Source organism: Streptomyces microflavus (assembly GCF_014650075.1).
Classification (GTDB): Bacteria; Actinomycetota; Actinomycetes; order Streptomycetales; family Streptomycetaceae; genus Streptomyces; species Streptomyces microflavus.
The window spans coordinates 335,325-361,436 of record NZ_BMUG01000007.1 but is presented as its reverse complement, the minus strand read 5'-3'; the positions used below and the strand labels follow the sequence as shown (position 1 = coordinate 361,436).

The 26,112-nt window shown below is 72.0% G+C and carries 27 protein-coding genes; 13 read left to right on the top strand and 14 right to left on the bottom strand.

What is annotated here, in order from left to right:
• Positions 1 to 34 precede the first annotated feature (34 nt).
• The 3 genes from IE264_RS22120 to IE264_RS22110 are packed head-to-tail and all read right to left on the bottom strand — an operon-like array spanning position 35 to position 4,175.
• A complete protein-coding gene (locus IE264_RS22120; protein WP_015610492.1) occupies positions 35 to 1,633 on the bottom strand; it encodes an acyl-CoA carboxylase subunit beta in 1,599 nt (532 codons plus the stop codon).
• Positions 1,630 to 3,372 carry an acyclic terpene utilization AtuA family protein gene (locus IE264_RS22115; protein ID WP_032759361.1) on the bottom strand — a complete coding sequence of 581 codons (1,743 nt, stop codon included), beginning with the start codon at positions 3,370 to 3,372 and terminating at the stop codon, positions 1,630 to 1,632. Before IE264_RS22115 ends, IE264_RS22120 begins: the two co-directional genes overlap by 4 nt.
• Positions 3,369 to 4,175: a TIGR03084 family metal-binding protein gene (locus tag IE264_RS22110; RefSeq protein ID WP_032759360.1), complete on the bottom strand. Its 807-nt coding sequence runs from the start codon at positions 4,173 to 4,175 to the stop codon at positions 3,369 to 3,371. Before IE264_RS22110 ends, IE264_RS22115 begins: the two co-directional genes overlap by 4 nt.
• A 215-nt stretch (positions 4,176 to 4,390) precedes the next feature.
• Here IE264_RS22110 and IE264_RS22105 point away from each other — a divergent pair, with 215 nt between their 5' ends.
• Positions 4,391 to 5,104, top strand: coding sequence for an NUDIX domain-containing protein (locus tag IE264_RS22105; protein ID WP_032759359.1), 714 nt, complete (start codon positions 4,391 to 4,393; stop codon positions 5,102 to 5,104).
• 22 nt (positions 5,105 to 5,126) lie between these two features.
• On the opposite strand, the gene IE264_RS22100 is transcribed toward IE264_RS22105, so the two are convergent.
• Positions 5,127 to 6,113 carry an EamA family transporter gene (locus IE264_RS22100; protein WP_032759358.1) on the bottom strand — a complete coding sequence of 329 codons (987 nt, stop codon included), beginning with the start codon at positions 6,111 to 6,113 and terminating at the stop codon, positions 5,127 to 5,129.
• A 166-nt stretch (positions 6,114 to 6,279) separates the two neighbouring features.
• On the opposite strand from IE264_RS22100, the gene IE264_RS22095 reads away from it, so the two are divergent.
• Positions 6,280 to 7,197, top strand: coding sequence for a LysR family transcriptional regulator (locus IE264_RS22095; protein ID WP_051821977.1), 918 nt, complete (start codon positions 6,280 to 6,282; stop codon positions 7,195 to 7,197).
• A 111-nt stretch (positions 7,198 to 7,308) separates the two neighbouring features.
• Here IE264_RS22095 and cpt read toward each other — a convergent pair whose 3' ends face one another.
• Both cpt and IE264_RS22085 read right to left on the bottom strand, forming a co-directional pair.
• Positions 7,309 to 7,830 carry a chloramphenicol phosphotransferase CPT gene (gene cpt / locus IE264_RS22090; RefSeq protein WP_032759356.1) on the bottom strand — a complete coding sequence of 174 codons (522 nt, stop codon included), beginning with the start codon at positions 7,828 to 7,830 and terminating at the stop codon, positions 7,309 to 7,311.
• A 54-nt stretch (positions 7,831 to 7,884) separates the two neighbouring features.
• Positions 7,885 to 10,740, bottom strand: coding sequence for an FAD-binding and (Fe-S)-binding domain-containing protein (locus IE264_RS22085; protein WP_032759355.1), 2,856 nt, complete (start codon positions 10,738 to 10,740; stop codon positions 7,885 to 7,887).
• 252 nt (positions 10,741 to 10,992) lie between these two features.
• On the opposite strand from IE264_RS22085, the gene IE264_RS22080 reads away from it, so the two are divergent.
• From IE264_RS22080 to IE264_RS22040, 9 genes are all read left to right on the top strand, one after another.
• Positions 10,993 to 12,537 (top strand): sensor histidine kinase, encoded by a 1,545-nt coding sequence (locus IE264_RS22080; protein WP_032759431.1) that lies wholly within the window; start codon positions 10,993 to 10,995, stop codon positions 12,535 to 12,537.
• Positions 12,534 to 12,956: a roadblock/LC7 domain-containing protein gene (locus tag IE264_RS22075; protein ID WP_015610482.1), complete on the top strand. Its 423-nt coding sequence runs from the start codon at positions 12,534 to 12,536 to the stop codon at positions 12,954 to 12,956. The genes IE264_RS22080 and IE264_RS22075 overlap by 4 nt, the downstream gene beginning before the upstream one ends.
• Positions 12,953 to 13,324: a DUF742 domain-containing protein gene (locus IE264_RS22070; protein ID WP_015610481.1), complete on the top strand. Its 372-nt coding sequence runs from the start codon at positions 12,953 to 12,955 to the stop codon at positions 13,322 to 13,324. Before IE264_RS22075 ends, IE264_RS22070 begins: the two co-directional genes overlap by 4 nt.
• On the top strand, positions 13,305 to 13,970 hold the full coding sequence (locus IE264_RS22065; protein ID WP_015610480.1) for a GTP-binding protein: 666 nt from the start codon (positions 13,305 to 13,307) through the stop codon (positions 13,968 to 13,970). Before IE264_RS22070 ends, IE264_RS22065 begins: the two co-directional genes overlap by 20 nt.
• Positions 13,967 to 15,229, top strand: a complete 1,263-nt coding sequence (locus tag IE264_RS22060) for a cytochrome P450 (protein ID WP_032759354.1) — start codon at positions 13,967 to 13,969, stop codon at positions 15,227 to 15,229. The genes IE264_RS22065 and IE264_RS22060 overlap by 4 nt, the downstream gene beginning before the upstream one ends.
• Positions 15,226 to 16,455 (top strand): cytochrome P450 family protein, encoded by a 1,230-nt coding sequence (locus IE264_RS22055; RefSeq protein WP_032759353.1) that lies wholly within the window; start codon positions 15,226 to 15,228, stop codon positions 16,453 to 16,455. Before IE264_RS22060 ends, IE264_RS22055 begins: the two co-directional genes overlap by 4 nt.
• 98 nt (positions 16,456 to 16,553) lie before the next feature.
• A complete protein-coding gene (gene serC, locus IE264_RS22050; RefSeq protein ID WP_032759352.1) occupies positions 16,554 to 17,672 on the top strand; it encodes a phosphoserine transaminase in 1,119 nt (372 codons plus the stop codon).
• 93 nt (positions 17,673 to 17,765) lie between these two features.
• Positions 17,766 to 18,377: a Uma2 family endonuclease gene (locus IE264_RS22045; RefSeq protein WP_032759351.1), complete on the top strand. Its 612-nt coding sequence runs from the start codon at positions 17,766 to 17,768 to the stop codon at positions 18,375 to 18,377.
• Positions 18,378 to 18,413: 36 nt separating this feature from the next.
• Complete coding sequence (locus IE264_RS22040; protein WP_051821976.1) at positions 18,414 to 18,947, top strand: DinB family protein; 534 nt, start codon at positions 18,414 to 18,416, stop codon at positions 18,945 to 18,947.
• A gap of 15 nt (positions 18,948 to 18,962) precedes the next feature.
• On the opposite strand, the gene IE264_RS22035 is transcribed toward IE264_RS22040, so the two are convergent.
• From IE264_RS22035 to IE264_RS22010, 6 genes are all read right to left on the bottom strand, one after another.
• On the bottom strand, positions 18,963 to 19,376 hold the full coding sequence (locus IE264_RS22035; RefSeq protein ID WP_032759349.1) for a DUF4259 domain-containing protein: 414 nt from the start codon (positions 19,374 to 19,376) through the stop codon (positions 18,963 to 18,965).
• Between the two features lie 10 nt (positions 19,377 to 19,386).
• Positions 19,387 to 20,109, bottom strand: coding sequence for a class I SAM-dependent methyltransferase (locus tag IE264_RS22030; RefSeq protein WP_032759348.1), 723 nt, complete (start codon positions 20,107 to 20,109; stop codon positions 19,387 to 19,389).
• A gap of 38 nt (positions 20,110 to 20,147) precedes the next feature.
• Complete coding sequence (locus IE264_RS22025) at positions 20,148 to 20,543, bottom strand: nuclear transport factor 2 family protein (protein WP_015610472.1); 396 nt, start codon at positions 20,541 to 20,543, stop codon at positions 20,148 to 20,150.
• Complete coding sequence (locus IE264_RS22020; protein ID WP_015610471.1) at positions 20,540 to 20,806, bottom strand: (4Fe-4S)-binding protein; 267 nt, start codon at positions 20,804 to 20,806, stop codon at positions 20,540 to 20,542. Before IE264_RS22020 ends, IE264_RS22025 begins: the two co-directional genes overlap by 4 nt.
• Positions 20,807 to 20,819: 13 nt before the next feature.
• The gene (locus IE264_RS22015; RefSeq protein WP_032759347.1) at positions 20,820 to 21,128 is read right to left on the bottom strand and encodes a GNAT family N-acetyltransferase; all 309 of its coding nucleotides are present in this window, start codon (positions 21,126 to 21,128) and stop codon (positions 20,820 to 20,822) included.
• 72 nt (positions 21,129 to 21,200) lie between these two features.
• Entirely contained in the window at positions 21,201 to 21,851 is a 651-nt protein-coding gene (locus IE264_RS22010; protein ID WP_031124760.1) for a hydrolase, read from the bottom strand.
• 155 nt (positions 21,852 to 22,006) lie between these two features.
• Between IE264_RS22010 and IE264_RS22005 the strand changes: the two genes are divergently transcribed.
• Entirely contained in the window at positions 22,007 to 22,471 is a 465-nt protein-coding gene (locus IE264_RS22005; protein WP_015610468.1) for a MarR family winged helix-turn-helix transcriptional regulator, read from the top strand.
• Between the two features lie 48 nt (positions 22,472 to 22,519).
• Here the strand turns inward: IE264_RS22005 and IE264_RS22000 are convergent, their stop codons facing one another.
• Positions 22,520 to 23,557 carry a MarR family transcriptional regulator gene (locus tag IE264_RS22000; RefSeq protein WP_078657579.1) on the bottom strand — a complete coding sequence of 346 codons (1,038 nt, stop codon included), beginning with the start codon at positions 23,555 to 23,557 and terminating at the stop codon, positions 22,520 to 22,522.
• Positions 23,558 to 24,044: 487 nt separating this feature from the next.
• Here IE264_RS22000 and IE264_RS21995 point away from each other — a divergent pair, with 487 nt between their 5' ends.
• Positions 24,045 to 24,707, top strand: a complete 663-nt coding sequence (locus tag IE264_RS21995) for an HAD family hydrolase (RefSeq protein ID WP_015610466.1) — start codon at positions 24,045 to 24,047, stop codon at positions 24,705 to 24,707.
• Here the strand turns inward: IE264_RS21995 and IE264_RS21990 are convergent.
• Positions 24,688 to 25,950 (bottom strand): helix-turn-helix domain-containing protein, encoded by a 1,263-nt coding sequence (locus IE264_RS21990; RefSeq protein ID WP_373301930.1) that lies wholly within the window; start codon positions 25,948 to 25,950, stop codon positions 24,688 to 24,690. The genes IE264_RS21995 and IE264_RS21990 overlap by 20 nt on opposite strands.
• Positions 25,951 to 26,112 lie beyond the last annotated feature (162 nt).

Here is a 26,112-nt window from a genome sequence, read left to right as displayed (position 1 = left end):
TCCGGACGGTTCCTCGTGGGGCCTCATGCGCGGGTCACATCCGGAAGACGCCGAAGCCGCCGCGGGCGCCCTCGACCGGTGCGGTGTGGATCGCGGACAGGCACATCCCGAGGACGGTCCGGGTGTCGCGCGGGTCGATGACCCCGTCGTCGTACAGCCGCCCGGACAGGAACATCGGCAGCGACTCCGCCTCGATCTGCTGCTCCACCATCGCGCGCAGCCCGGCGTCCGCCTCGTCGTCGTACGGCAGCCCCTTCGCTGCGGAGGACGCACGGGCCACGATGGAGAGGACCCCGGCGAGCTGCTGCGGCCCCATGACGGCGGACTTGCTGCTCGGCCAGGCGAAGAGGAAGCGCGGGTCGTAGGCGCGGCCGCACATCCCGTAGTGCCCGGCCCCGTACGAGGCACCCATCAGGACCGACAGGTGCGGGACCTTCGAGTTGGCGACCGCGTTGATCATCATCGCGCCGTGCTTGATGATGCCGCCCTGCTCGTACTCCTTGCCGACCATGTAGCCGGTGGTGTTGTGGAGGAAGAGCAGCGGAATGTCCCGCTGGTTCGCCAGCTGGATGAACTGGGCGGCCTTCTGCGACTCCTCGCTGAACAGCACCCCCTGCGCGTTGGCGAGGATCCCGACGGGATACCCGTGCAGCCGCGCCCACCCCGTCACCAGGCTCGTCCCGTACAGCGGCTTGAACGCGTCGAAGTCCGAGCCGTCGACCAGCCGGGCGATCACCTCGCGCGGGTCGAAGGGCACCTTCAGGTCGCCCGGCACGATCCCGAGCAGCTCGTCCTCGTCGTACTTCGGCGGCTCGGCGGGGCCCGGATCAGCATGTGCCTTACGCCAGTTGAAGCGGGCGACGATACGCCGGGCCTGCCGGATCGCGTCCTGCTCGTCGACGGCGAAGTGGTCGGCGAGACCCGACGTACGGGCGTGCATCTCGGCCCCGCCCAGGGACTCGTCGTCGCTCTCCTCGCCGGTCGCCATCTTCACCAGCGGCGGTCCGCCCAGGAAGACCTTCGACCGCTCCCGGATCATCACGGCGTGGTCGGACATCCCGGGGACGTACGCGCCTCCGGCGGTCGAGTTGCCGAACACCACGGCCACGGTGGGGATTCCGGCGGCGGAGAGCCGGGTGATGTCCCGGAAGAGCGCCCCGCCAGGAATGAAGATCTCCTTCTGCGACGGCAGGTCGGCGCCACCCGACTCCACCAGGCTGATGCAAGGGAGCCGGTTGGCGAAGGCGATCTCGTTGGCGCGCAGGGCCTTCTTCAGCGTCCACGGGTTCGACGCTCCGCCGCGTACGGTCGGGTCGTTGGCGGTGATCAGGCACTCGACGCCCTCCACCACCCCGATCCCGGTGATGAGCGAGGCGCCCACCGCGTAATCACTGCCCCAGGCGGCCAGGGGCGACAGCTCCAGGAACGGGGTGTCGGGGTCCACGAGCAGCTCGATCCGCTCCCGCGCCGGGAGCTTGCCGCGCCCCCGGTGCCGGGCCACGTACTTCTCGCCGCCGCCCGCGAGCGCCTTGGCGTGCTCGGCCTCCAGCTCGGTCAGCTTCTCCAGCAGGGCGGCCCGATTCGCCGCGTACTCGGGGCTGTTGGTGTCGAGCCCGGTGGGCAGGACGGTCATGCGGACACCTCCGGTGACGGGCCGTGGCCGTGGTCGCGCTCCAGCAGGGGTACGGGAATGGGCAGCCACCGCGACCGCAGCCACTCCCCCACTGCCTTGGCTTGGGGGTCGAACCGGGCCTGCGCGGCCACTCCCTCCCCCAGGAGCCCGTGCACGGTGAAGTTCAGGGCGCGCAGGTTGGGCAGGACATGGCGTACGACGGTGAGTTCGGCGGTCTCCGGGAGGAGTTCCCGGAACCGCGCCACGGTCAGCTCGTGCGCCAGCCACCGCCACGCGTCGTCGTCCCGCACCCAGACACCCACGTTGGCGTCGCCGCCCTTGTCGCCGCTGCGGGCGCCCGCGACGAGTCCGAGGGGGGCGCGGCGGGTAGGCCCGGCGGGGTACGGGTCGGGGAGCGGCGGCTCGTCAAGTCCCTCCAACAGCCGGGTGCTGGAGGGTGGTTCAAGGGCTTCGCGGCCTCCGTCCGGCAGCACGGCGGTGTGCTCGACGTCCCCCGCCGGTATGTGGACGGCCTCGAACACCCCGTAGGGAGCGCCCTTTCCGGGTGGGGCGGTGACGTGGAAGCCCGGGTAGCTGCCGAGGGCCAGTTCGACGGCGGCTCCGGAGACGGCCCGGCCCACCGCGTCGGAGTCCCGGTCGCGGACGACGAGCCGGAGCAGGGCGCTGGCCCGCTCCTCGGTGTCGGCGTCGTCCCGGTCGGTGCGGACCAGCTCCCAGCGCACCTCCTCGGGCCGCCGCGCACCGCCCCGCTCCAGGGCATCGTCGAACTGGGCTTCCACCAGGCGGGCCTTGGCCTCGATGTCCAGGCCCGTGAGGACGAAGACGACCTCGTTGCGCCAGCCGCCGAGCCGGGAGAGCCCGGCCTTGAGGGTCGGGGGCGGTGCCTCGCCGCGCACCCCGTCGATGCGGACCCGGTCGGGGCCGTCTGGCGTGAGCCGTACGGTGTCGAGGCGGGCGGTGACGTCGGGGCCGGCGTACCGGGCTCCGCCGGTCTCGTACAGGAGCTGGGCGGTGACGGTGGAGAGGTCGACGACGCCCCCCGTACCGTCGTGCTTGGTGATCACGGAGGAGCCGTCGGCGTGGATCTCGGCGAGCGGGAAGCCGGGGCGGCGGATGTCGTGGGTGCTGAAGAAGGCGTAGTTGCCGCCGGTCGCCTGCGTACCGCACTCCAGGACGTGCCCGGCGACCACGGCCCCCGCGAGGGCGTCCAGGTCGTCGGGGGCCCAGCCGAAGTGGGCGGCGGCCGGGCCGGTGACGAGGGCCGCGTCGGTGACCCGGCCGGTGACGACGATGTCGGCCCCGGCGCGCAGGCAGGCGGCGATGCCGGAGCCGCCGAGGTAGGCGTTGGCCGTGAGGAACCCGTCCGGCACGGGCAGGCTGTCGCCCTCGACATGGGCGACGGCGACCGGCACCCCGACCCTGGCGGCCAACTTCCGTATGGCGTCGGCCAGTCCGGCCGGGTTGAGGCCGCCCGCGTTGGTGACGATCTTCACCCCGCGCTCGTGGGCGAGGCCGAGCCCTTCTTCGAGCTGGCGCAGGAAGGTGGTGGCGTAGCCCTTCTCCGGGTCCTTGAGGCGGCTGCGGCCGAGGATCAGCATGGTCAGCTCGGCGAGGTAGTCGCCGGTGAGGACGTCGAGGGGGCCGCCGGTGAGCATCTCGCGTACGGCGTCGAAGCGGTCGCCGTAGAAGCCGGAGGCGTTGCCGATCCGGAGGGGCCCGGGGGCGGGGGTGCCGGTCACCGGTTGCCGTCCTGCTCCGCGCGGGGCAGGCGGCCCGGCCCGGGAGGGCCGGCGAAGGCCTGGGCGATGGAGAGCCACTGGTCCGCCTCATGCCCCTCGGCGGTGACGGCGAGGTCGGCGCGGTGGGCGCGCTGGGTGACCAGGAGGCAGAAGTCGAGGAGCGGCCCGGTGACGCGCTGGGCGGCGCCCTCGGGGCCGTAGGCGATCAACTCACCGTCCGGTGCCTGGAGTTCGACGCGGAACTCGGTCTCGGGTGCGGTGATGCCCCGTACCGCGTAGGCGTAGTTCCGGGCCCGCACCCCGATCCGTGCGACGTGCCGCAGCCGGGCGGTCGGGGCGCGGGTGGCACCGAGGGCGTCGGCGATGTCCTGGCCGTGGGCCCAGGTCTCCATCAGTCGGGCGCTCGCCATGGACGCGACGCTCATCGGCGGCCCGTACCAGGGGATCCGGGTCCCGGCGGGGGCGTCCCGCAGCACCTTGTCCAGCCGCTGCCGCCCGTCCCGCCACCGGGCGAGCAGGGCGTCCGGGGCGTGGGCGTCGACCAAGGCCTGCGCCGCCTCGTCGACGAAGGATTCGGGGGCGGCGAGGGCCTTGGTCACCTCGTCGCCGAACCGTTCCGGCTCGGTGGCCGCCAGCAGCGCGACCTCGTCGGTCCAGGCGAGGTGGGCGATCTGGTGGGCGACGGTCCACCCCTCGGCGGGGGTCCGGTCGGCCCACCGGCCAGGCTCCAGCACCCCTACCAGGACGTCGAGTTCGTCGCTCTCCTCGCGCAGATCGTCGACCACCGCTGCGACATCGGACACGTGCGCTCCCCTCGGGACCGGGTGTGGTGCCCAGGAGCATGGCAGCGGTCCGGGAAACAATCAAGCACGCTTGCATGATTTTCTGCCCGGCCCCGGCTCTCGGTATCGGAGCCGTCGGAGCCGCCGCCGTCGGAACCGTCGGAGCGGCCGACCCGGTGTCCGGTTCTCGTTCCCGGCGCCCGTGTGACGTTCCGCCCCGCTGCTAACCTCCGCCGATGACTGCCGAACCCCAGCTGGTGGAACCGCGCTTCGACGGCGACCGGCTCGTCCTGGAGGAGCGCCGCGACGCAGGACCCGTCCGCTACGCGTTCCCCGGTACGGCCACACCCCCGGGCCCGCCGCACGCGCTCTCCCTGGACGAGGCCCTGCACGCCCGCATATGGCCGGTCGGCACGGCGGAGACCGTCCTGCGGGCCTGGGCGGAGGGGGCCGGGCCCACCGGGGCGGTGCAGGTGGACGATCCGGCCGCCGTTCCTCCCGTACGGGTCCGGGCCGGGGCGATCCTGATCCGGGACGGGCACCTGCTGCTGATCCGCTTCCAGGACCCGGACGAGGACGGCCCGTACTACGAGATCCCGGGCGGCGGGGTCGAGGCCGGCGAGACGCCCGAGGAAGCCGCCGTACGGGAGCTCCGCGAGGAGACCGGTCTGCTCGGGAGCGTCGGGCGGGAGGTGGCGCGGGTCTGGAAGGGGGGCCGGTACGAGCACTACTTCCTCATGACGGCCGAGGGACGCATCGGCCCTCCCGAGACGCTGGACACCTACGGCGGCACCCCCGTCTGGATCCCCGTGGCCGAGCTGCCCGCCACCCCGCTGTGGCCGCGCCGGCTCTCCTGGCGGATCGAACACTGGCACCGGACGGGGTGGCCCGCCCACCCGGCCGAACTCGCCGACTCCATCACCGACCTCCGGGCGCCCTGCACGTGGTGACCGGCGCCCACGGCCGAAGCCCTCAGCCCTTCCGCCGCGCTCCCGTCTGGCTGCGTACCGCGCCCATGCTCGCCCCGATGACCAGCGCGATGGCGAGGGCGTCCGTGGTGGACAGGGCCTGGTTCAGGATCAGGAAGCCCGCCGTGGCCGCGATCGCCGGTTCCAGGCTCATCATGACCGCGAACGTGGAGGCGGGCAGGCGGCGCAGGGCCATGAGTTCCAGGGTGTACGGGAGGACGGAGCTCAGGACCGCCACCGCCGCGCCGAGCGCGAGGGTCGAGGGGACCGTGAGCTTCGACCCGGACTCCCAGATGCCCAGGGGCAGCGAGAGGACCGCGGCCACCACCATCGCCAGGGCCAGGCCGTCCGCCTGCGGGAAGCGGCGGCCGGTGCGGGCGCTGAACACGATGTACGCGGCCCACATCCCGCCGGCCGCCAGCGCGTACGCCGCACCCACCGGGTCCAGACGGTCGAAGCCCCCGCCGCCCAGCAGGACGACACCGACCAGGGCGAGCCCGGCCCACAGGACGTTGATCAGGCGGCGCGAGGCGAACACGGAGAGCGCGAGCGGGCCGAGCACCTCCAGGGTGACGGCGATACCGAGCGGGATGCGGTCCAGCGCCTGGTAGAAGAGCGTGTTCATGCCGCCCATCGCGACGCCGAAGGCGACCACCGTGCCCCAGTCCGCGCGCGAGTGGCCGCGCAGCTTCGGCCGGCACACCACCAGCAGGATCAGCGCGGCCGCCGCCAGCCGGAGCGTGACGACACCCAGCGCCCCCGCCTTCGGCATCAGCAGCGCCGCGACGGCCGAGCCGAACTGGACGGAGAGGCCGCCCCCGACCACCAGCACGATGGGCACCAGCGCAGCCCGGCGCCCGCTCCCCGGCTGCCCGGGGCCGGTGCCGGCCTCGCGCCCGGCCTTATGTCCGGCACCGTCCAGGGCGGACACCGCCTCGGGTACGGCGACGGCTGCGGCCGCCGGCTCTGCGGCACTGCGCTGGACGTTCACGGGCGGCCTTCCGGAGGTACGAAGGAGGTACGAGGGGGGTACGAAACGGTGTGCCGCGCTGTCGGCGGTCCAGGCTCCACGTTAGGGACCCGCGCGCGTCCCGTGAAATGAGTTCTGGGCTCTCGTTATGCTCCGGACGCATGAGCAGCCGAACGGAACGCCCTGCATGAGCCGCCCCGAAGACCCGCCCGGCCCGGGCGGCACAGGACGCCCGGCGATCCCCTCCCGGGCCGTCGAACTCCGCCATCTGCGGGCCTTCCTCGCCGTCGCCGACGAGGGCAACGTCACCCGGGCCGCCGCACACCTCGGCCTCACCCAGCCCGCCGTCTCCCGCACCCTCGCCGCCCTGGAACGCCACCTGGGCCTCCGGCTCGTCGACCGCTCCACCCACCACCTCGCCCTCACTCCCGAGGGCGTCGCCTTCCGCGACAAGGCCGCCGCCGCGGTCGCCGCCTTCGACGAGGCGCTCGACACCGGGCGGCTGCGCCACTGGCCCCTGCGGCTCGGGCACGCCTGGTCGGCCTTCGGCCCGTACACCACACCGCTCCTGCGGAGCTGGCAGGAGCGGTATCCGGCCACCCCCCTGGAGCTGCTCCGGATCGACGACCGCACCGCCGGGCTCACCCGGGGCGAGGTCGACGCGGCGCTGCTGCGCGGGCCGGTGGAGGCGCCGGGGCTCGTCACCGAGGTGCTGTTCACCGAGGCCCGGGTGGCGGCGGTGACCGCGGATGGCCCGCTCGCCTCCCGTACGTCGCTGCGCCTCGCCGACCTCGCGGACGGGCCCGTCGTCGTGAACACCGTCTCCGGCACCACGACCCCCGAGCTGTGGCCGCCGCACACCCGGCCCGCCGCCACCCTCACCGTCGCCAACACCGACGACTGGCTGACCGCCATCGCCGCCGGGCGCGGCCACGGCGTCTCGGCCGCCTCCACGGCCGCCATGCACCCGCACCCGGGCGTCGCCTATGTGCCGCTGGACGACGCCCCGGGCGTCCCGGTCCTCCTGGCCCGCCGCGACGGACCGGGCCACCCCGCCCTGCCGAAGCTGGCGGCACTGGCCCGGGAGATCGTCGCGCGGGGATGAGCCCGGGGCCCCCGGCCCCGAACGGCTGCCCCACGGCCTACAGCCCCGACAGCTCCGGCCGAGACTGCTCCACGGCCTCCGGCGGCTGCGGACCGACCGGGCCGGGGCGCCTCACCTCACCTGCCCGGCGATCGTCCGCGCGCAGGCCATCGCTTCGGTACGGGTGGTGTCGACCTCCACGTCGTAGACCACGCCCCGGTGGACGAGCTCCGCCTGTGCCGCGGCCATCCCCGCGACCCGGTCGCCCCGGGCGATCTCCCGACCCGCCGCGACCTCTCTCTCGCACCGGACGCCGACCCACAACACCCCGATCCCGCCGAGCCGTTCACGCCACCGCCGCTGACCCGCCGCCCCGCTGAGGAACACCTCGTCGACGATGATCCGGGCGCCCGCGCGGGCCATCGCGGCGATCCCCTCGGTCCACGCGTCCTCCAGCTCCCGGAACTCCGGGCCGATGCTCACCCCGCCGTCCGGGCCGAACGCGATCCCGGCGTCCGAGGCCTGGAGGGATGCGGGCATCGCGTCGACCATCGTGTCGGTCCCCAGCGCGAGCCAGGGGTCCGGCAGTACGGCCTGCAGACACCGGACGATCCCCGACTTGCCGGAGCTGGAACCGCCGTTGAGCACGATCACTTGAGTCTTCACGCGCGTCACCGTACAAGCGCCCCGAAGCGCGCGAAACGCATTTCAGCGGCCGCCACCCGCCTCCGCGTCCAGCCCCTCCGCGATCACCTCCGCCAGATGCCGTGCCCGCCGCCCGGCCAGCTGGTCCAGCTGCGTACGGCAGGAGAACCCGTCCGCCAGCACCTCCGTCCCGGGCTCCGATCCCCGCACCGCAGGCAGCAGTTGCTCCTCCGCACACGCGACGGACACCTCCCAGTGCCCCTTCTCGAAGCCGAAGTTCCCGGCGAGGCCGCAGCACCCGCCGCTCAGTTCACCAGTCAGCCCCATCCGCTCCCGCAGCCGCCTCTCCGCCGCGTCCCCCATGACCGCGTGCTGGTGGCAGTGGGTCTGGCCGACGGCCGGGCGGTCCAGGCGGGGCGGGGTCCAGTCGGGGGCGCGCTCCTCCAGGTACTGCGCCAAGGTGCGCACCGAAGAAGCGAGTTGAGCCGCGCGCGGGTCGTCGGGGAGGAGTTCGGGGAGGTCGGTACGGAGGGTGGCGGCGCAGCTCGGTTCGAGGACGACGACCGGGTGGCCTGGGAGCAGGCCGATCCGGTCCAGGGTGCGGCGCATCACCCGGCGGGCCGCGTCCAGTTGGCCCGTGGAGACGTACGTCAGGCCGCAGCACACCCCGCTCGGCGGCGGCAGCACCGTACGTCCGGTCGCCTCCTCCAGCACCCGGACCGCCGCCCGGCCCACCTGCGGGGACAGGTACTCGGTGAAGGTGTCCGCCCAGAGGTGCACCACCCGGCTGGAAGAGAGGATGTGCGCCCCCCTGCCCTGTTGCCCGCGCAGCCAGCGGCTGTACGTCTCCCGCGCCAGCACCGGGATCGTCCGCTCGGGTGCGATGCCCGCCAGCCGTTTCGCGAGCGCGGCGAGGGGGCGGAGCCGGGCCAGGGCGTTGAGGGGCCGGGCGAAGGGGGCGGCCAGGCGCAGCCACCGCGGGAGGCGGCCCATCGCGTAGTGGGCGGCGGGGCGGAGCCGGCCCCGGTAGTGGTGGTGCAGGAACTCCGCCTTGTACGTGGCCATGTCGACGCCCACCGGACAGTCGCTGCGGCACCCCTTGCAGGAGAGGCAGAGGTCGAGCGCGTCCCGTACCTCCGTGCTCCGCCAGCCGTCCGTGATCACCTCGCCCGCGAGCATCTCGTGCAGCAGCCGGGCCCTCCCCCGCGTCGAGTGGGCCTCCTCGCCGGTCGCGCGGAAGGACGGGCACATCACGCCCGCGCCCGGCGCCGCCTCCGTACGGCACTTGGCGACGCCGACGCACCGCCGCACCGCGCCCGCGAAGTCGCCGCCGTCCTGCGGGTAGCCGAAGGCCACGTCGACCGGGCGCTTCGGCAGCACCTCGAAGCGGAGGTTCTCGTCCAGGCGGGCCGGGCGGGCGAGTATGCCGGGGTTGAGGCCACCGTCCGGGTCCCACAGGTCCTTGAACCGGCCGAAGAGGCCGACGAGTTCGTCCCCGTACATCCGGGGCAGCAGCTCGGCGCGCGCCTGGCCGTCGCCGTGCTCGCCGCTGAGGGAGCCGCCGTGTGCGACGACGAGGTCCGCCAACTCCTCGGAGAAGCGGCGGAATCGGGCGATGCCCGGCGGGGTGAGCAGGTCGAAGTCGATGCGTACGTGGATGCAGCCGTCGCCGAAGTGGCCGTACGGGGTTCCGCGCAGGCCGTGCCCGGCGAGCAGGGCCCGGAAGTCGCGGAGGTAGGGGCCGAGGCGGGCGGGCGGGACCGCGCAGTCCTCCCAGCCGGGCCAGGCCTCGGTGCCGTCGGGCATCCGGGTCGCGGTCCCGGAGGCGTCCTCGCGGATGCGCCACAGGGCCCGCTGCCCGGCCGGGTCGGTGACGACGGTCCCGTCCACCGCGTCGGCTCCCCGCAGGATGCGCTCGGCGTGCGCCTTCGCCTCGGCCGGGGTGTCGCCGCCCGTCTCCACGAAGAGCCACGCGGCCCCGCGCGGCAGCCCGGCAGGCTCTCGTACGAGGTCGGCGGCCATGCCCTCGACGGTGAGCGGGCGGTACGGGAGGAGGCCCGGGGCGGCTTCGGCGGCGGCCGGCTCGTCGGCGTACCCGAGGACGGCAAGGGCGCGGGCGCGCGGGGCCTCGACCAGGCGGACGGTCGCCTCGGTGACCACGGCGAGGGTGCCTTCGCTGCCGCAGAACGCCCGTACGGGGTCGGGGCCGCCGGGGTGTTCGGGGAGCAGGGCGTCGAGCGCGTAGCCGGAGATGCGGCGCGGGAGGTCGGGGTAGCCCGTGCGGAGGAGGGCGAGGTGGGCGCCGATCAGTTCGCGTACGCCTTCGGGGCCGTGAGCCGCTCCCCGCCGAGGCGCCCCCCGCTCCAGCCGCAGCGCCTCGCCCCCGTACCGCACCACCGACAGCCCCCGCACGTTGTCCGCCGTCGTGCCCCAGGCCACGGAGTGCGCGCCGCAGGAGTTGTTGCCGATCATGCCGCCGAGGGTGCAGCGGCTGTGCGTGGACGGGTCGGGGCCGAAGGTCAGGCCGTGCGGGGCGGCGGCGGCCCGCAGGTCGTCCAGGACCACGCCGGGCTGGACGGTGGCGGTGCGGGCGGCCGGGTCCAGGTCGAGGATCGCGTTCAGGTGGCGGGTCAGGTCGAGGACGAGGCCGGTGCCGGTCGCCTGCCCGGCGATGGATGTGCCACCGCCGCGCGGAACGACGGGGACTCCGTACTCCCGGCAGACCGTCAGTGCGGCCGCGATGTCGTCGGCGTCGCGCGGGGCGAGCACCCCGAGGGGCACGCGGCGGTAGTTGGACGCGTCCATGGTCATCAGGGCCCGGGCGGCGGCCCCGAAATCGCTCTCGCCGCGCACGGCGGAGCGGAGCGCGGCGGCGAACCCTTCAGGAGCCTCTACGGTCGGGCGATGCTGTTCGGCCATGGCTTCAGGATGCCGCCGGTACAGATGAACTCTTGGGATGCGGGCGGACAAAATCCATCAAGCCGCACAAAGAAGCCCACAAGAACTTCCCAAACAGACCGTCAAGTCTCCTATAGTGACCAAGACTTGAGCAGGAACTATCAGCTCCAGTTGTGCATGATCGCCCGCACCCGTGACGAACTGTCCTGTTTCGGCCGGTACAGCTTCGCCCCGAACGTACCCGTCCCGCACGTCCGCCACCGAGGACTCCGATTGCGCCCCTCACTCCGGTCCACCGCACTCGCCCTGCTGATCTCGGCAGCCGTCACCGGCACGCTGACGCTGTGGGCCGTGGCCGCGGCCCCCGACGCGGTACGGACCCCGCTGGCCTGGGGCGCGGGCGCAGCCGCCGTGCTGCTGAGCGTCTGCGTGGCCGTCACCGTCCACACCCTGGGGACCGCGCGGACACTGCGCACCCTGCGTGCAGCCGACTCCCAGCGGTTCACCTCCGAGACCTCGCGCCTGGTCTCCGCCTCCGCCGTCGAGGCCCAGCGCTTCACCGCGGAGACGGCCAGGATCAAGGCCGCCGCCGCCGGGGAGACCGCCCGGGTCACCGCCGAGGCCCGCGCCGAGACCGAGCGGATCGCCGCGGCCTCCGCCGCCGAGCAGTCCCGGCTGTCCGTCTCCGTCGACCGGCTCACCGCCCGCGCCACCCGCGCCGAGACCGAGCGGTCCGCCGCCGTCGCGGCCTGCGCCAACGCGGCCGGCCGGATGCAGGCCCTCGCCACCAGCATGCTGGCCGACCTGCGGGAGATGGAGCACCGGCACACGGACGAGTCCGTGCTCGGGGACCTGCTCTACCTCGACCACCGCACCGCACAGGCGGGCCGGCTCGCGGACTCCATCGCCGTACTGACCGGGGCGCGTTCCGGGCGGCGCTGGGCCAAGCCGATCGTCATGGAGTCGATCCTGCGCGGCGCGATGGGCCGCATCGGCAGCTACCAGCGCGTCCGCCTCCACTCCACCAGCGATGTCGCGATCGCCGGGCACGCGGCCGAGGGCGTCATGCACGCACTCGCCGAACTCCTCGACAACGCGGCCAACTTCTCGCCGCCCACCGCCGAGGTCCACGTCTACGTGGAGGAGGTCCCGGCGGGCATCGTCATCACCGTCGAGGACAGCGGCCTGGTCATGAGCGAGGTGCAGCTGCGCCGCGCGGAGCGGGCCGTCTCCGCGGAGAACCAGGACCTCACCAACCTGTCCGGCACCCGGCTGGGGCTCGCCGTCGTCGGTCGGCTGGCCCGTAAGCACGGACTGACCGTCTCCTTCCGGCCCTCGGCCCGCGGCGGCACCGGCGCGCTGATGATGCTGCCGCAGGACCTCATATCCCGGGCGACCACGCCCGCGCCGGGTCCGGCCGCCGCACTCCCGGCCGCGGTCGCCGCTCCCGCCGAGCCGGAGCCCTCGCACGCCTCGGCCGCCGGCGCGGACACCGCCGACGCCGCGCCCACGGCCCGGACCGCGTCCGCCCCGGACTCCGAGGAGGCCGCGCCCCTGACCCCGGCGACGGATTCGGGGCCGGAGTCGGATTCCGAAACCACCGGCGCCGTGCCCGCGTTCGGCGAGAGCGGGCTGCCCAAGCGCCGCCGCGGCCGCACGCTGGCCGCCGCCGAGTCCCGTACCGGCAACGCCACCCCCGGCGGAGCCGAAACCCCCCGGGCCCGTACCACCGACCCGAAGGTCCAGGCAGCGCGCTTCAGCACCTTCAGCCGGGCGGTACGTGCCAACTCCCAGCACCCGGAAGGCAACACCCGATGACCGCGACCACCGACGAGAAGCTCAACTGGCTGCTGGAGGGGCTGCTCGACCGCACCCCGGGCACCCGCCACGCCCTCGTCCTGTCCCGCGACGGCCTCAAGCTGTGCCGCACCCCCGAGCTCTCGGTCGACCAGGCCGACCAGCTGGCCGCGATCTCCGCCGGGATCCAGAGCCTCTCGCACGGCGCGTCCATCGAGTTCGGTGACGGCACCGGCGGCGTACGGTCCGCGATGGCCGAGTTCTACGGCGGTGTGCTGTTCATCGTCGAGGCGGGCGCTGGCGCGCACCTGGCCGTCGTCGCCGACGAGGACTCCGACGTGGGCCTGGTGGGCCACAACATGAGCGAGCTCGTCGAACAGCTCGGCGAGCACCTCGTGGCACCGCCCCGCACTTCCGCCGTCGGGAACACCGCCGTATGACGACGGCACCTCGCCCCCGCCCGGGCCGCGACGACGATCCGGACCGGCTGTACACCCTCACCGGGGGACGCAGCCGCTCCGACTCGGCCGCGTTCGACCTGGTGACCCTCGTGGTCGCCGAGTGCGACCCGGCCCCCGGCATGCAGTCGGAGCACGTCGCGATCCTGCGGATGTGCCAGGGGCCCACCGCCGTCGTCGAGATCTCCGCGACCCTGAACCTGCCGGTCAGCATCGTCCGCATCATGCTGTGCGACCTGCTGGACACCGGCCGGATCAGCGCCCGCCACCCCCGTACTTCCCGTGTCGCGGACCGGCTCCCCGACCCCGACATCCTGGAACAGGTGCTCGTTGGACTCCGCAACCTCTGACCGCCCCGCCGCCTCCGACCGCGCCGCCCTGAGCGCGACGGCCGACAACGGACTCAAGATCGTTGTCGTGGGCGGCTTCGGCGTCGGCAAGACGACCATGGTCCGATCCGTGAGCGAGGTCCGCCCGCTCAGCACGGAGGAGACGATGACCCGCGCGGGCGAGGCCGTCGACCACCTCGACGGCGTACAGGCCAAGACGTCCACCACCGTGGCGTTCGACTTCGGCCGCATCACGCTCGACGAACGCTCGGTGCTGTACCTCTTCGGCGCGCCCGGCCAGGAGCGGTTCTGGTTCCTGTGGGACCGGCTCTTCTCCGGCACGCTCGGCGCGGTCGTCCTGGTCGACACCCGCCGGCTCGCCGACTCCTGGTACGCCATCGACCGCCTGGAGCACCACGGCACGCCGTTCATCGTGGCGTGCAACGACTTCGGCGGGCCGCTCCACAGCGAGCAGCAGATCCGCGAGGCCCTGGACCTCTCGGACGACGTCCCGCTGGTGGAGTGCGACGCCCGCGACCGGTCCTCCAGCAAGTACGTGCTCATCACGCTCGTGGAGCACCTCGCCGCGCTCTCCGCCGCCCGCCTGCTCGCCGCCCCCGAGGCGGCGCTGGCGGCGGCTGCCCCGACCCCGGAGCCCGCCCCGTGACCACCACCTCCGGCTGCCCCGTCACCCACGGGTCCGTACCCCTGTCCGGGCCCCGCTTCCAGAGCGACCCCGTCCAGCTCTACCGGGACCTGCGGCGCGACCACGGCGCCGTCGCCCCGGTCGTGCTGGACGGCGACGTGCCCGCCTGGCTCGTCCTCGGCTACCGCGAGCTGCACCAGGTCACCGGCGACCCGGTCCTCTTCAGCCGGGACTCCGACCTGTGGAACCAGTGGGACCGCATCCCGGACGACTGGCCGCTGCTGCCGATGATCGGGCGCAAGCAGCCCTCGATCCTCTACACGGTCGGCGAGCGCCACAGCGTCCGCGCGATGATGATCAGCAACGCGCTGGAGGGCGTCGACCCGTTCTCCCTGAAGCGGTACGCGGAGGAGTTCGCGGACGAGCTGATCGACCGGTTCTCCACCAAGGGCTCGGTCGACATCATCGCGGAGTACGCCAAGCTGCTCCCCGCCCTGGTCCTGGCCAGGATCTACGGCTTCTCCGACGAGGAGGCGTACCCCCTGGTCGGCGCGATCAACGACATGATCGACGGCCGGGAGCGGGCGCTCGCCGGACAGCAGCACCTGGCGACCTCCATGTTCCAGCTGCTGGCCGACAAGCACGCCGAGCCCGGCGACGATGTCGCCACCCGGATGATCGCCGACCCCGGCGGCTTCACCGACGAGGAGGTCGCCCAGGACCTCATGGTGATGATGGCGGCCGGGCACCAGCCGACCGCCGACTGGATGGGCAACTCGCTGCGCCTGATGCTCACCGACGACCGGTTCGCCGCCTCGCTCTCCGGCGGCCGGCACAGTGTCGCCGAGGCGATGAACGAGGTCCTCTGGGAGGACACCCCGACGCAGAACGTGGCGGGCCGCTGGGCCGCCCGCGACACCCACCTCGGCGGCCGCCACGTCCGCGCCGGTGACCTGCTGCTGCTTGGCATCGCCGCCGCCAACGGGGACCCGCAGGTGAGGACCCACGCCTCGGCGCTGACCGGCGGCAACAACGCCTTCCTCTCCTTCGGCCACGGCGAGCACCGCTGCCCCTTCCCGGCCCAGGAGACCGCCGAGGTCATCGCCCGTACCGGCATCGAGGTCCTGCTGGACCGGCTGCCGGACGTGGACCTCGCCGTCCCCGCCGAGCAGCTCACCCGACGCCCGTCGCCGTGGCTGCGCGGTCTGACGGACCTGCCGGTGCTCTTCACGCCCACGCCCGCCCTCGGCAGACCCGGAAGCCTCGGAGGCCCCGCATGACCCGCATCGCGCTCGACCCGTTCGTCACCGACCTCGACGGCGAGAGCGCCGCGCTGCGGGCCGCCGGGCCGCTGGCCGAGGTGGAGCTGCCCGGCGGTGTACACGTGTACGCGGTCACCCGGCACGCGGAGGCCCGCGCGCTGCTCACCGACAGCCGGGTGGTCAAGGACATCAACGTGTGGGGTGCCTGGCAGCGCGGCGAGATACCGATGGACTGGCCGCTGATCGGCCTGGCCAACCCGGGCCGCTCGATGCTGACGGTCGACGGGGCCGACCACCGCCGTCTCCGTACGCTGGTGGCGCAGGCGCTCACGGTGAAGAGGGTGGAGCGGCTGCGCGCCGGGATCGAGGCGCTGACGAACGCGAGCCTGGAGAAGCTGGCGGCCCTCCCGGCCGGGCAGCCGGTGGACCTGAAGGCGGAGTTCGCCTACCCGCTGCCCATGAACGTCATCAGCGAGCTGATGGGCGTGGACGCGGCGGACCACCCGCGGCTGAAGGAGCTGTTCGAGAAGTTCTTCTCGACGCAGACGCCGCCGGAGGAGGTCCCGCAGATGATGGCGGACCTCGGGGCCCTCTTCACGAAGATCGTCGACGCCAAGCGGGCGAACCCGGGCGACGACCTGACCAGCGCCCTGATCGCGGCCTCCGAGGACGGTGACCACCTCACCGACGAGGAGATCGTCAACACGCTGCAACTGATCATCGCCGCCGGACATGAGACCACGATCAGCCTGATCGTCAACGTGGTCGAGGCGCTCCAGACCCACCCCGAGCAGCGCAAGCAGGTGCTGAACGGGGAGATCGGGTGGGACGGCGTGATCGAGGAGACGCTCCGCTGGAACACACCGACCTCGCACGTCCTGATCCGCTTCGCGACGGAGGACATCGAGGTCGGCGACCGGATCCTGCCGAAGGGCGAGGGCCTGATCATCTCGTTCGGCGCCCTGGGCCGGGACGAGGAGGCCTACGGCCCCACGGCTGGCGAGTTCGACGCCACCCGCACCCCGAACCGCCACATCGCCTTCGGCCACGGCCCGCACGTCTGCCCGGGTGCGGCCCTGTCCCGTCTGGAGGCGGGCATCGCACTGCCTGCCCTCTACGAGCGGTTCCCCGAACTGGAACTGGCGGTACCGGCCTCCGAGCTGCGCAACAAGCCGATCGTGACGCAGAACGACCTGTACGAGCTGCCGGTGGAGCTGGGCTGCCCGTTCGGCCACGACGCGTAGTTCCTGAGGTTTGCCCGGTCGTCCACGGGCCGGAGCGTGCGTCTCATCGGACGGACACGGTTGCTGAGCCGTGCCACCGAGGGACTACGCTCCGTCCCGTGGCCGACATCCAGATTCCCGCTGACATCAAGCCCGCAGACGGACGCTTCGGCGCCGGTCCTTCCAAGGTGCGGACGGAGGCGCTCGACGCGCTGGCCGCCACCGGCACCTCTCTCCTCGGTACGTCCCACCGCCAGGCCCCGGTCAAGAACCTGGTCGGCGAGGTACGCGACGGTGTGCGCAGCCTCTTCTCCCTCCCCGAGGGATACGAGGTCGTCCTCGGCAACGGCGGCTCCACCGCCTTCTGGGACATCGCGACGCACGGTCTGATCGAGTCGAAGTCCCAGCACCTGAACTTCGGTGAGTTCTCCTCCAAGTTCGCCAAGGCCGCGAAGCTCGCGCCCTGGCTGTCCGACCCCACCGTCATCGCCTCCGACCCGGGCACCCACCCGGACCCGCGGGCCGAGGCGGGCGTCGACGTCTACGCCTTCACCCACAACGAGACCTCGACGGGTGTCGCGGCCCCGGTCAAGCGCGTCGCGGGCGCCGACGAGGGCTCCCTCGTCCTGGTGGACGCGACCTCCGGTGCGGGCGGCCTGCCGGTCGACATCACCGAGTCCGACGTCTACTACTTCGCCCCGCAGAAGTCCTTCGCCTCCGACGGCGGCCTGTGGATCGGCGTGTTCTCCCCGGCCGCCCTGGAGCGCGCCGCCCGGATCCACGCCTCGGGCCGGCACATCCCGGAGTTCTTCTCGCTGCCGACGGCGATCGACAACTCCCTGAAGAACCAGACGTACAACACCCCGGCGCTGTCCACCCTCTTCCTGCTGAACGAGCAGCTGAAGTGGATGAACACCCAGGGCGGCCTGGACTTCACGACGGGCCGCACCGCCGCCTCGTCCGGCCACCTCTACGGCTGGGCCGACGAGTCCAAGTACGCGACCCCGTTCGTCACGGACCCGGCGAAGCGCTCGCAGGTCATCGGCACGATCGACTTCGCGGACGAGATCGACGCGGCGGCGGTGGCCAAGGTGCTGCGCGCCAACGGCATCGTGGACACCGAGCCGTACCGCAAGCTGGGCCGCAACCAGCTGCGCGTGGCGATGTTCCCGGCGATCGACCCGGCGGACGTGCAGGCGCTGACGGCGTGCATCGACTACGTGATCGAGAAGCTTTAGTCCCCACCGGCTTCACCGCTGTACGGAGACGGCCCGGCACCCACACGGGGTGCCGGGCCGTTTCGGCACCAGCCCCTTCACAGGAGACCCGCGATGTCCGCAGCAGCAGTCGACCACTCCTGCGGCGATGAGCCGGAACCGCTGCTCGGAACAGCGAACCGGCTCATGGACCGGCTTCCGGGGTACCGCGTCGAGATCATCGGCGGCATGATCACCGTGGCACCGCTCCGGGACGGGCCCCACGCCAACGCCCTGACCACCGTCATGGTCCCCCTCCTTGCCGCCGGGCTCGACAACGGCGAGACCGAAGTCCTTCAGGGCATCGGCCTCTGGCTCCCCAGTGGCCCCGAGGACTACGTGATCCCCGACCTGGCGATCGTGGATGCCGACCTCGACGAGCACCTGATCGCGAACAACTGCTACGACCCCGCCTGCTTCCGCCTGGTCCTGGAGGTCACCTCCGGGAACTACCAGACCGATCTGCGCCACAAGGTCATCGCCTACGCCCAGGCCAAGATCCCGGGCTGCGTGATCGTCGACCGCAAGCACGGTCGGGTCCACGTCCTGACCGAGCCGCTGCCCGGCGGCTACGACCGCCACGAGGTCTACGCCCCCGGCCAGGAGGCCCCGCTGCCCGCCTCCATCGGCGCCGAGGTCACCCTCGATGTCGCCGAGCTGGTGCGGGCGGGCCGCCCGAAACGCTGAGGACGAGGGCCGGGGCACCCCACTAGGGTGCGGCCCATGAGTTCACCCGAGCCTCCGGTGCCTTCTGCCGCCCCCGTCCCCCATGTTCCGTACACCGGAGGCGAGAAGGAGAGCCTCCACGCCAGCCTGGAGCTGCACCGTGATGCTGTGCTGTGGAAGCTGGAGGGGCTGGACGACGAGCAGGTGCGGCGGCCGATGACCCCCACCGGGACGAATCTGCTCGGCCTGGTCAAGCATCTCGCGGCCGTCGAATACGGCTGGTTCTGCTCGACGTTCGGCCGGGAGACCGAGCCGTTCGGGTTCGACCCGGCTACCGAGGACATGGCAGCCGGCCCGGACGAGACGACCGCCGACATCCTGGCCTTCTACGCACGCGCCCGCGCGGCCGCCGACGCCTCGATCCGGGAAACGGACCTGGAAACGACGGGCACCGCCTGGGACGGCCGGGTGGTGTCGATGCGGTGGGTGCTCATCCATATGCTGGAGGACACGGTGCGGCACGCCGGGCACATGGACATCGTGCGCGAGCTGATCGACGGCGCGGTGGGCCGCTACCCGGGCGCCAACTGACGAGGCACCCGGCCCTCACTCCCCCGGGGCCGCCGCCAGCACCGCGCGCAGGGCGGCTATCCCCGCGAGCCACTCCGCCCCGGCCCCGGCCTCTTCCCACAGGTCGAACGGCTCCGCGTTCGTGCCGGTGAGGCGGTCCAGGGCGCGGACCGCCAGCGGGCGCAGGTCGGCCGGGAGCGGGGGCAGCGGGTCCTTGGGGCCGTACGCGGTGGTGACGGGCTCCCCGCCGGGGCACTGGGCGGCGACCAGCGCGGCGGCCGCCACCGCCTCCTCCCCGCTGTCCAGATAGTCCTGCTCGGCGGTGCCGGCGGCGGCCGACAGGACGGCCCGGAGCACGTCCGCCTTCTTCTCCGGCTCCGCGTCGTCGACCCGCCCGCCGAAGTCGGCAGCGGTGTCGTTGTCGAAGTGGCCGATGTCCCAGGCGCCCATGGGGTCCCCCTCAGTTCGCTGTACTGATGTCCCCATCCTCACAGCCACCACTGACAACCGGCCGGCGCGCCAGCACGAACCCCTGCGGCGCCCGCTCCGGGAACGGCCCGTCCGTCTCCCGCTCCCGCCACACCCGGGACACCACCTCCAAGCCCGAATCCCGCAGCAGCCCGGCCATCCGCTCCGGGTGCCGCCGGTGGAAGACGAGCGAGATCTCCCGGCCCAGCGCCTCCGTCATCCGCAGCGGCTCGTCCCCCACCTGGAAGCCGAGCTGCACATACGCCCCCGGGGCCAGCACACGATGGAACTCCGCAAAGACGCGCGGCAGTTCCTCGTCCGGGACATGGATCGTGGAGTACCAGGCGAGGAGGCCGCCCAGCGAGGCGTCCGGCAGGTCGAGGGCCAGCATGGAGCCCTCCTCGAAGCGCAGTCCGGGGTGCTCCTGCCGGGCCACCGCGAGCATCTGCGGCGAAAGGTCGATCCCGAACACATCGATTCCCAGGCCCAGTTCGCGCAGGTGCGCGGTGACCCGGCCCGTCCCGCAGCCGACATCGGCCACGGGCAGGCCGCCACCGCCTGCCGCCGCGAGCTCCGCGAAGACGGCCAGCAGCCCGCGCTCCAGCGGCTTGGCCGCCAACTCGCCGCGCGAGAACTCTGCGTAGGCGGGGGCGATGACGTCGTACGAGTCCCGGGTGGTGCGCTGGAAGTCGGCCGTCGGGCCGGAGGCGGTCATGGCCGCCACTCTAGGCGGCGCCCTTCCCGGCCCCGGTGTCAGACCATCGGGTTGCCGCTGACCGTCTCCTCGGGTGGGACGAGGTCCTGGACGACGTCCCAGTGCTCGACGATACGACCGTCCTCCAGCCGGAAGATGTCGGCGATCGCGACGGGGCCCGGCGCCCAGCCGTGGACGATGCTGTGGGTGAAGACGAGGTCGCCCTGCGCCGCGATCCGCTGCGGCTCCCACCGGAAGCCCCGCAGATCCGGCACTGCGGCGCGCAGCGCGCCCAGCCCGCTGGGCATGTGGGGGCTGTGCTGCACGTAGGGCTCGGCCCAGTACCGGTCGAGCGCCGTGAGGTCCTTCTCGCCGAAGAGCTCCCGCATCGCGGTGAGCACGATCCCGGTGTTGCGCCGGGCCCGGTCCGCCTCGGGGTGTTCGGTCACCGTCATCTCTCCTCGATGGTCCTGACGGGCCGGGGTCCTTCCCCGCCGTCCGTACGCTCGTACCGCAGCGCTCCCGAGGGGCAGCGCCGCACCACCTCGGCCACGCGACCGGCGTCGGCACCGTCGGGCCGGATCCACGGGCGCCGGCCGGTGTCGAACACCTCCGGCAGACCGCGGACGCACTCGGCGGCGTGCCGGCAGCGTCCGGCCTCGAAGGTCACGGTGATCGACCGGCCCTCGTACGACCGCCTGTCCGTCCGCTCGTCCATGCCGGGCCTCCGTTCAGTCACTGACGCTGCTGCGGGACTGATAGAGCAGGTCCTGGTACTCGGGGTGCCGGGCGATCCACCCCGCGAAGAACGGGCAGGTGGGCAACACCCTCAGCTTCGCCGCACGCGCCTCGTCGAGGGCGGTGCGGGCCAGGGCCGACCCGACCCCCTTGCCCTCGTACCGGGGCAAGACCTCGGTGTGGAGGAACGCGATGAGTTCCGTCGTACGGAGGTAGTCCGCGACGCCCGCGATCTCGGACTCCCCCTCGATCCGCGCCTCGTACCGCTTGGCCTCGGGAACGTCCTTCACTTCGACTGCCATGTGTCCTCTTCTCTCCGTCTGTCCGCACCGGCCCGGTCCAGGTGGCGCGTCGTCGTCATACTGGCCTCGACATCAGGCGGCGCGCCCGGCGGCGAGGAGCTGCATCTCCCAGGCGAAAGCGACCCCGGTGGCGCCGCCGTGCTGGGCCTGGACCTCTGCGGCGGCCTGCACGGTCTCCTCGCGGGCCCAGTCCCGCTGCCACTCGCCCAGCACGGCCATCCAGGTGATCGGAACGACGCCCGCCTGGACCATGCGCCGTACCGCCATGTCGTGGGCCTCGGCCGACACACCACCCGACGCGTCGGTGACGGCGTAGACCTCGAACCCCTCACCCGCCGCCTGTATGGCGGGCATCGCCAGACAGATCTCCGTCCAGAGCCCGGCGAGGATCAGCTTCTTGCGCCCGGTCGCCTTGACGGCGTCGACGACGCGCTCGTCCTGCCAGGTATTGATGAAGGTTCTGTCGATCGGCTTCTGCTCCGGGAACACGTCCTGGATGCCCTGGATGAGCAGGCCACCGCGCTCCTCCAGAACGGTCGTCAGGACGGTCGGCACGCCGAACGCCTTGGCGGCCTTGGCGAGCCCGACCACGTTGTTGACGACCATCGTCGGCTCATGGCTGTTCAGGTTGGCGAACTGGAACGGCTGATGGTCGATCAGCACCAGGACGCTCTCCTCGGGCGTCAGCAGCGCGTCGAGTCCGGTCCTGCTCGGGTTGCTCATGGGTTCCCCTTCTGGGCCTGTACATCCGACGGGCCGCCCGTCCGGCGCCCTCACGCCATTTAGTTGACGTGTCATCCACACTAGGCAGAGGTAATTGATACGTCAACCAGTTCCCCTGGGGGCCGACCCGCCGACGGCCTCGCTACGCTCCTCGCATGGACGCACCGCCACACTGGCTGACCTCGGAGCAGCAGGCCGCCTGGGACAGCTTCATCCGCATGCAGGAGAAGCTCATCGGACGACTCTCCCGCCAGGTCCAGGCAGACTCCCGCATGTCCCCGTCCGACTACATCGTGCTGGCCAAACTCACCGAGGCCGGCGGGCGGATGCGCCTCATGGACCTGGCCAAGCTGGTGGAGTGGGAGAAGAGCCGCATGTCCCATCAGGTGGGGCGGATGGCGAAGCGCGGACTGGTGACCAAGGAGGACTGCCCCGACGACGGACGCGGAGCGTTCATCGTCGCCACCCCGGAGGGCCGCGAGGCCATCGAGGAGGCGGCGCCCGTGCACGTCGAACATGTCCGGCGGCTGTTCATCGACGCCCTCACCCAGGAGGAGCTGGACGCCCTCGCCCGCATCGCGAACCGCGTCCTCACGCACATGGAGAAGCAGCCCGACTGACCGGCCGCGGACAGCGCCGCGTCGTACGAATCGCCTTGCGAGGCGAGGTCAGACGGGTTTGAGCAGTTCGCGGAGGTTGCTCATGCGTAGCTTGACGTCGGCGATCTCGGCGGTGCGAGTCGCGTTCTCCTCGCCCATGGAGTGAGCTTCGCGGCAAGGACGGCAGAGCCCGTCGGGGAGGGCTTCGGGGTGGCCGGGGCGGCCGCAGTCGGTGCATTCCATGAGGGTGCGGCGGGCCGGGGCGGGTTTGCCGGGCCGGGCGTTCTCGGCGGGCATCCGCGGTGGGATCTTGTCGACGAGACGGCGGCGGACGAAGCCGAGGGGGCTGTCGACCTGGGCGGGAAGCCCTGCCGTGAGGGCGCCGGTCAGGTAGTCGACGGTCACGCCCCGGGCGAGCCATTCCGTCGCCTGTGCTTCCAGGGCGGCGCAGTCGGCGGCGGAGAGGGTCAGCCGGTGATCGTCGCGGCCGAGGCGAGCCAGGGCGAGGTAGGCGGGGGAAACGGCGTCCGCAGCCGGTTCCTGGTCCGGGGTGCGTTGGTGCGGTACGGCGGGGAGTTCGGGGGCCTGTTCCGCACCAGGGTCCTCCGGGGCGGGCGGCGGTTCCTCGGCCGGGCCGCCGAGTGGCGGGAGCGCCGCGTCGGACGCCGGGATGTCCGGTCCGGAACCCGCCGCCAGGCTGCTGTTCTCGGTGGCGAGATAGGCGTTCCACCACTCGTTGTCGCGTGCGGTACGGGACCAGTAGGTGCGGTAGACCCAGCGGGTTTCGTCGCTCGCGCTGGTGACGGAGCACCGTACGCGCCGCAGGTGCCCGGCGACGGAGAGGGCGTTGAGGGCGGTGGAGATGGCTTGCTGCCCGTAGAGGGGGAGCTGTTTGGCCAGCTGCTTGACGCTCATCGCGGCACCTTCGGGGAGGTGGTCGACGAATCCGGCGACGTAGCGTTCGCGGGTCGGCAGAAGGCGGAAGTCGTCGCGCGTACGGACGCGTTGGTCCGGTGCGGAGCGTTTGCCGTAGCCGGGATTGGCCATCGGGTACGTGGTGGAAAGTGCGGGGGCAGGCAGGGCGGAGCTAATGTGCTGTGTAGCCACGAGGTCGGCTTTCTGCTGTGTGTCGATCTTGCGGTGAGACCCCGGCTCGGTCTGCGAAACCGTGTCGGGGTCGATTAGTTCTCGCACCGTAAACATTCGTGACGCTCCGCCGCAAGCTGTCACGATTAGTCATACTTCCTGGCCGTGACGAGGTGGGGAGGGAGGGAAGGTTTTCCCCAACCCCCTTCTTCTACCTACCGGTTAAAGAAGGCGCTCGCGTCACGGGTCTCGCATCCCGAAGCCCGAATCCCGGGTCTCAAGCTTCGGGCCGGGACCCCGTTCACGTACCCCCGGAAGAGTGACCTGCCCCATCCCCGAAGCTCGGGGCCCGGGCCCCGAGCTTCGGGGGTACCTATCTATTGCGGAGAACGTCGACGCCCGTCGTGGGGCGGAGCCATACACCGGACCGGGCAGAAGACTGCCCGGCCCTGCCGGGCGGACAGGCCTTCCATCGCGCGAACACTCGGCTGCCGCCTACGATCGCAGCATGATTCGTGCAGTCGTGTTCGATGTTGGTGAGTGCCTGGTGGACGAGACCCGTGAGTACGGCACATGGGCCGACTGGCTCGGGGTTCCTCGCCACACCTTTGCCGCACAGTTCGGCGCTGTGATCGCTCAGGGCAAGGACTACCGCGAGACGTTTCAAGTCTTCCGTCCCGGGTTCGATCTCTACGCCGAGCGGGATGCCCGGGCCTCCGCCGGGCAGCCTGAGCACTTCGACGAGTCGGATCTGTACCCCGATGTACGTGACTCCCTCAGTGCTCTGCGCGCGGATGGCCTGTGGCTCGGTATCGCAGGCAACCAGACGGTCCGGGCGGGCAGCATTCTGCGAGGTCTGTTCGCTCAGGATGTCGATCTGATCGGTACCTCTGATGACTGGGGCGCGTCGAAGCCCGACCCGGAGTTCTTCGTGCGCGTCGCCGAAGTGGTCCCGGCCGAGTCCGAAGAGATCCTTTACGTCGGCGACCGTGTCGACAACGACCTGCGGCCGGCCGTCGCCGCGGGTATGCGTACTGCGCTCGTGCACCGAGGGCCCTGGGCCACGATCCAGTGGGAGACGGAAGAAGCGAGGAGGCTCCCCACCTTCCGGGTGGAGAGCCTTCTCGAACTGTCGCCGCTGATCGGACAGTTCAACGAGCGAGAGCGCTGACGGTGGTCGACCAGTCGTAGAGCCGCTCGTCCAGATCCTTCACGCACTGTTCGCCTTGGTGGCCGACCAATGCCTGGCGGACCTCGCGGACTCGATCCATGCCGGTCGCGTACCACGTGCGCTTCAGCTGATCGAGTGCGTGGACGGCGTACTGGCACGCTGCTTCGGGGTCGCCCGCTGCGGCCTCGACGGCGGCGAGGTCGCCCAAGACGACGGACCGCTGCTTCTCCTCCGCCTCCGGCAGCTGGTCCAGAGCAGCGGACAAGGTGGCCCGGGCCTGCGGCAGATGCCCTGCCCGTAGCTGCGTGTTGCCCTTGAACGCGGCCAGACGCGGCTCGCTGAACCAGTCGAACCATTCAGGCACAGGGTGCTCGTTGCCCGCTGCAAGCACGTCTTCCCCGTGGCCGATGAGGTGAAGAGCCGTGCGGGTGTTGCTCGCCCGTGTCTCGCACTCTGCCTCGACGGCGTCGAGCCATGCGAGAAGCAGTGCCGGGGAATCGCCTCGGCGAGCATAGGTTCGCGCTGCGACCAGTCGCCGTGCGGCCTCGTCCTGGCGGCCTTCCCAGCCTGGTACGAAGGCCATGTGCGCAAGCGTCGCCGCCCCGAGCAGATGATCCTCGGCTTCCCTGGCCGCCTGTAGGCCGCGCAGCCACGTCTCATCTGCTTCGTCGGACTCTCTGAGGTCGAAGAACTGAATGCGCCCTGCGAGAAGCCACGTCTCCGACAACGACGAAGCCACGACCTGCCGAGTCCGCCCGACCGTCTCCGTCAGCAGGACGCACCCGAGCTCCGCGTGTGCGATCACCGTCGGGTGGAGGGCAGCCGGTGCGACGGACCAGTAGAGGTTCCGATGCGCACGGGTGACCGCGGCGAAGTCACCTCCGACTGAAGCCGGTTGGACCGTTGCTGTCGACTGGGCGGGTACAGCGGCGAGGCCCCTCCCGGTGGCGTTGAATGCGGAGTACGGCCGCTGCCCCCCGCTCTCCCTCCCCGGCGGAGGGGTGAACCCAAGCTCTTCCATGCTCTGGCCCAACAGCTGAGTCAGCGCTGACTGAAGGTCCGGGTGGGGCCATGGCGGTGTCGAGGACTCCCAGCGCCTCACCTGCCGCACGCCTACGCCGAGAGCTTCTGCGAGCGCCTGTTGTGAGTGATATCCGGCGGCTACGCGCGCTGACCGTAGACGGGTGTTGATTCGTGGTTGGGGCACCGTGCACCTCCGCAGTGGTTGTCCTGATCGTGACAGTCAGCCCTATGGGAGCAAGTCGATACCTCAAATGGTGGCAGATAAGTCCTCTTTAGTGCTGCGAAGAGTCCCATGGAAGTCCTCGAAAGTGGCCTCTTGCAGGGCCAGTCTGGACTTTCGTCGGAGACCGTGCAGCGAGGAAGACCATGACCCGTGCTTGGG

Bases quoted from the DNA above. Each gene is read 5' to 3' on its own strand.
- IE264_RS22120 (WP_015610492.1), bottom strand. From the start codon at position 1,633: ATGACCGTCCTGCCCACCGGGCTCGACACCAACAGCCCCGAGTACGCG.
- IE264_RS22105 (WP_032759359.1), top strand. From the start codon at position 4,391: ATGACTGCCGAACCCCAGCTGGTGGAACCGCGCTTCGACGGCGACCGG.
- IE264_RS22095 (WP_051821977.1), top strand. From the start codon at position 6,280: ATGAGCCGCCCCGAAGACCCGCCCGGCCCGGGCGGCACAGGACGCCCG.
- IE264_RS22085 (WP_032759355.1), bottom strand. From the start codon at position 10,740: ATGGCCGAACAGCATCGCCCGACCGTAGAGGCTCCTGAAGGGTTCGCC.
- IE264_RS22075 (WP_015610482.1), top strand. From the start codon at position 12,534: ATGACCGCGACCACCGACGAGAAGCTCAACTGGCTGCTGGAGGGGCTG.
- IE264_RS22070 (WP_015610481.1), top strand. From the start codon at position 12,953: ATGACGACGGCACCTCGCCCCCGCCCGGGCCGCGACGACGATCCGGAC.
- IE264_RS22055 (WP_032759353.1), top strand. From the start codon at position 15,226: ATGACCCGCATCGCGCTCGACCCGTTCGTCACCGACCTCGACGGCGAG.
- IE264_RS22045 (WP_032759351.1), top strand. From the start codon at position 17,766: ATGTCCGCAGCAGCAGTCGACCACTCCTGCGGCGATGAGCCGGAACCG.
- IE264_RS22040 (WP_051821976.1), top strand. From the start codon at position 18,414: ATGAGTTCACCCGAGCCTCCGGTGCCTTCTGCCGCCCCCGTCCCCCAT.
- IE264_RS22035 (WP_032759349.1), bottom strand. From the start codon at position 19,376: ATGGGCGCCTGGGACATCGGCCACTTCGACAACGACACCGCTGCCGAC.
- IE264_RS22030 (WP_032759348.1), bottom strand. From the start codon at position 20,109: ATGACCGCCTCCGGCCCGACGGCCGACTTCCAGCGCACCACCCGGGAC.
- IE264_RS22025 (WP_015610472.1), bottom strand. From the start codon at position 20,543: ATGACGGTGACCGAACACCCCGAGGCGGACCGGGCCCGGCGCAACACC.
- IE264_RS22020 (WP_015610471.1), bottom strand. From the start codon at position 20,806: ATGGACGAGCGGACGGACAGGCGGTCGTACGAGGGCCGGTCGATCACC.
- IE264_RS22015 (WP_032759347.1), bottom strand. From the start codon at position 21,128: ATGGCAGTCGAAGTGAAGGACGTTCCCGAGGCCAAGCGGTACGAGGCG.
- IE264_RS22010 (WP_031124760.1), bottom strand. From the start codon at position 21,851: ATGAGCAACCCGAGCAGGACCGGACTCGACGCGCTGCTGACGCCCGAG.
- IE264_RS22005 (WP_015610468.1), top strand. From the start codon at position 22,007: ATGGACGCACCGCCACACTGGCTGACCTCGGAGCAGCAGGCCGCCTGG.
- IE264_RS21995 (WP_015610466.1), top strand. From the start codon at position 24,045: ATGATTCGTGCAGTCGTGTTCGATGTTGGTGAGTGCCTGGTGGACGAG.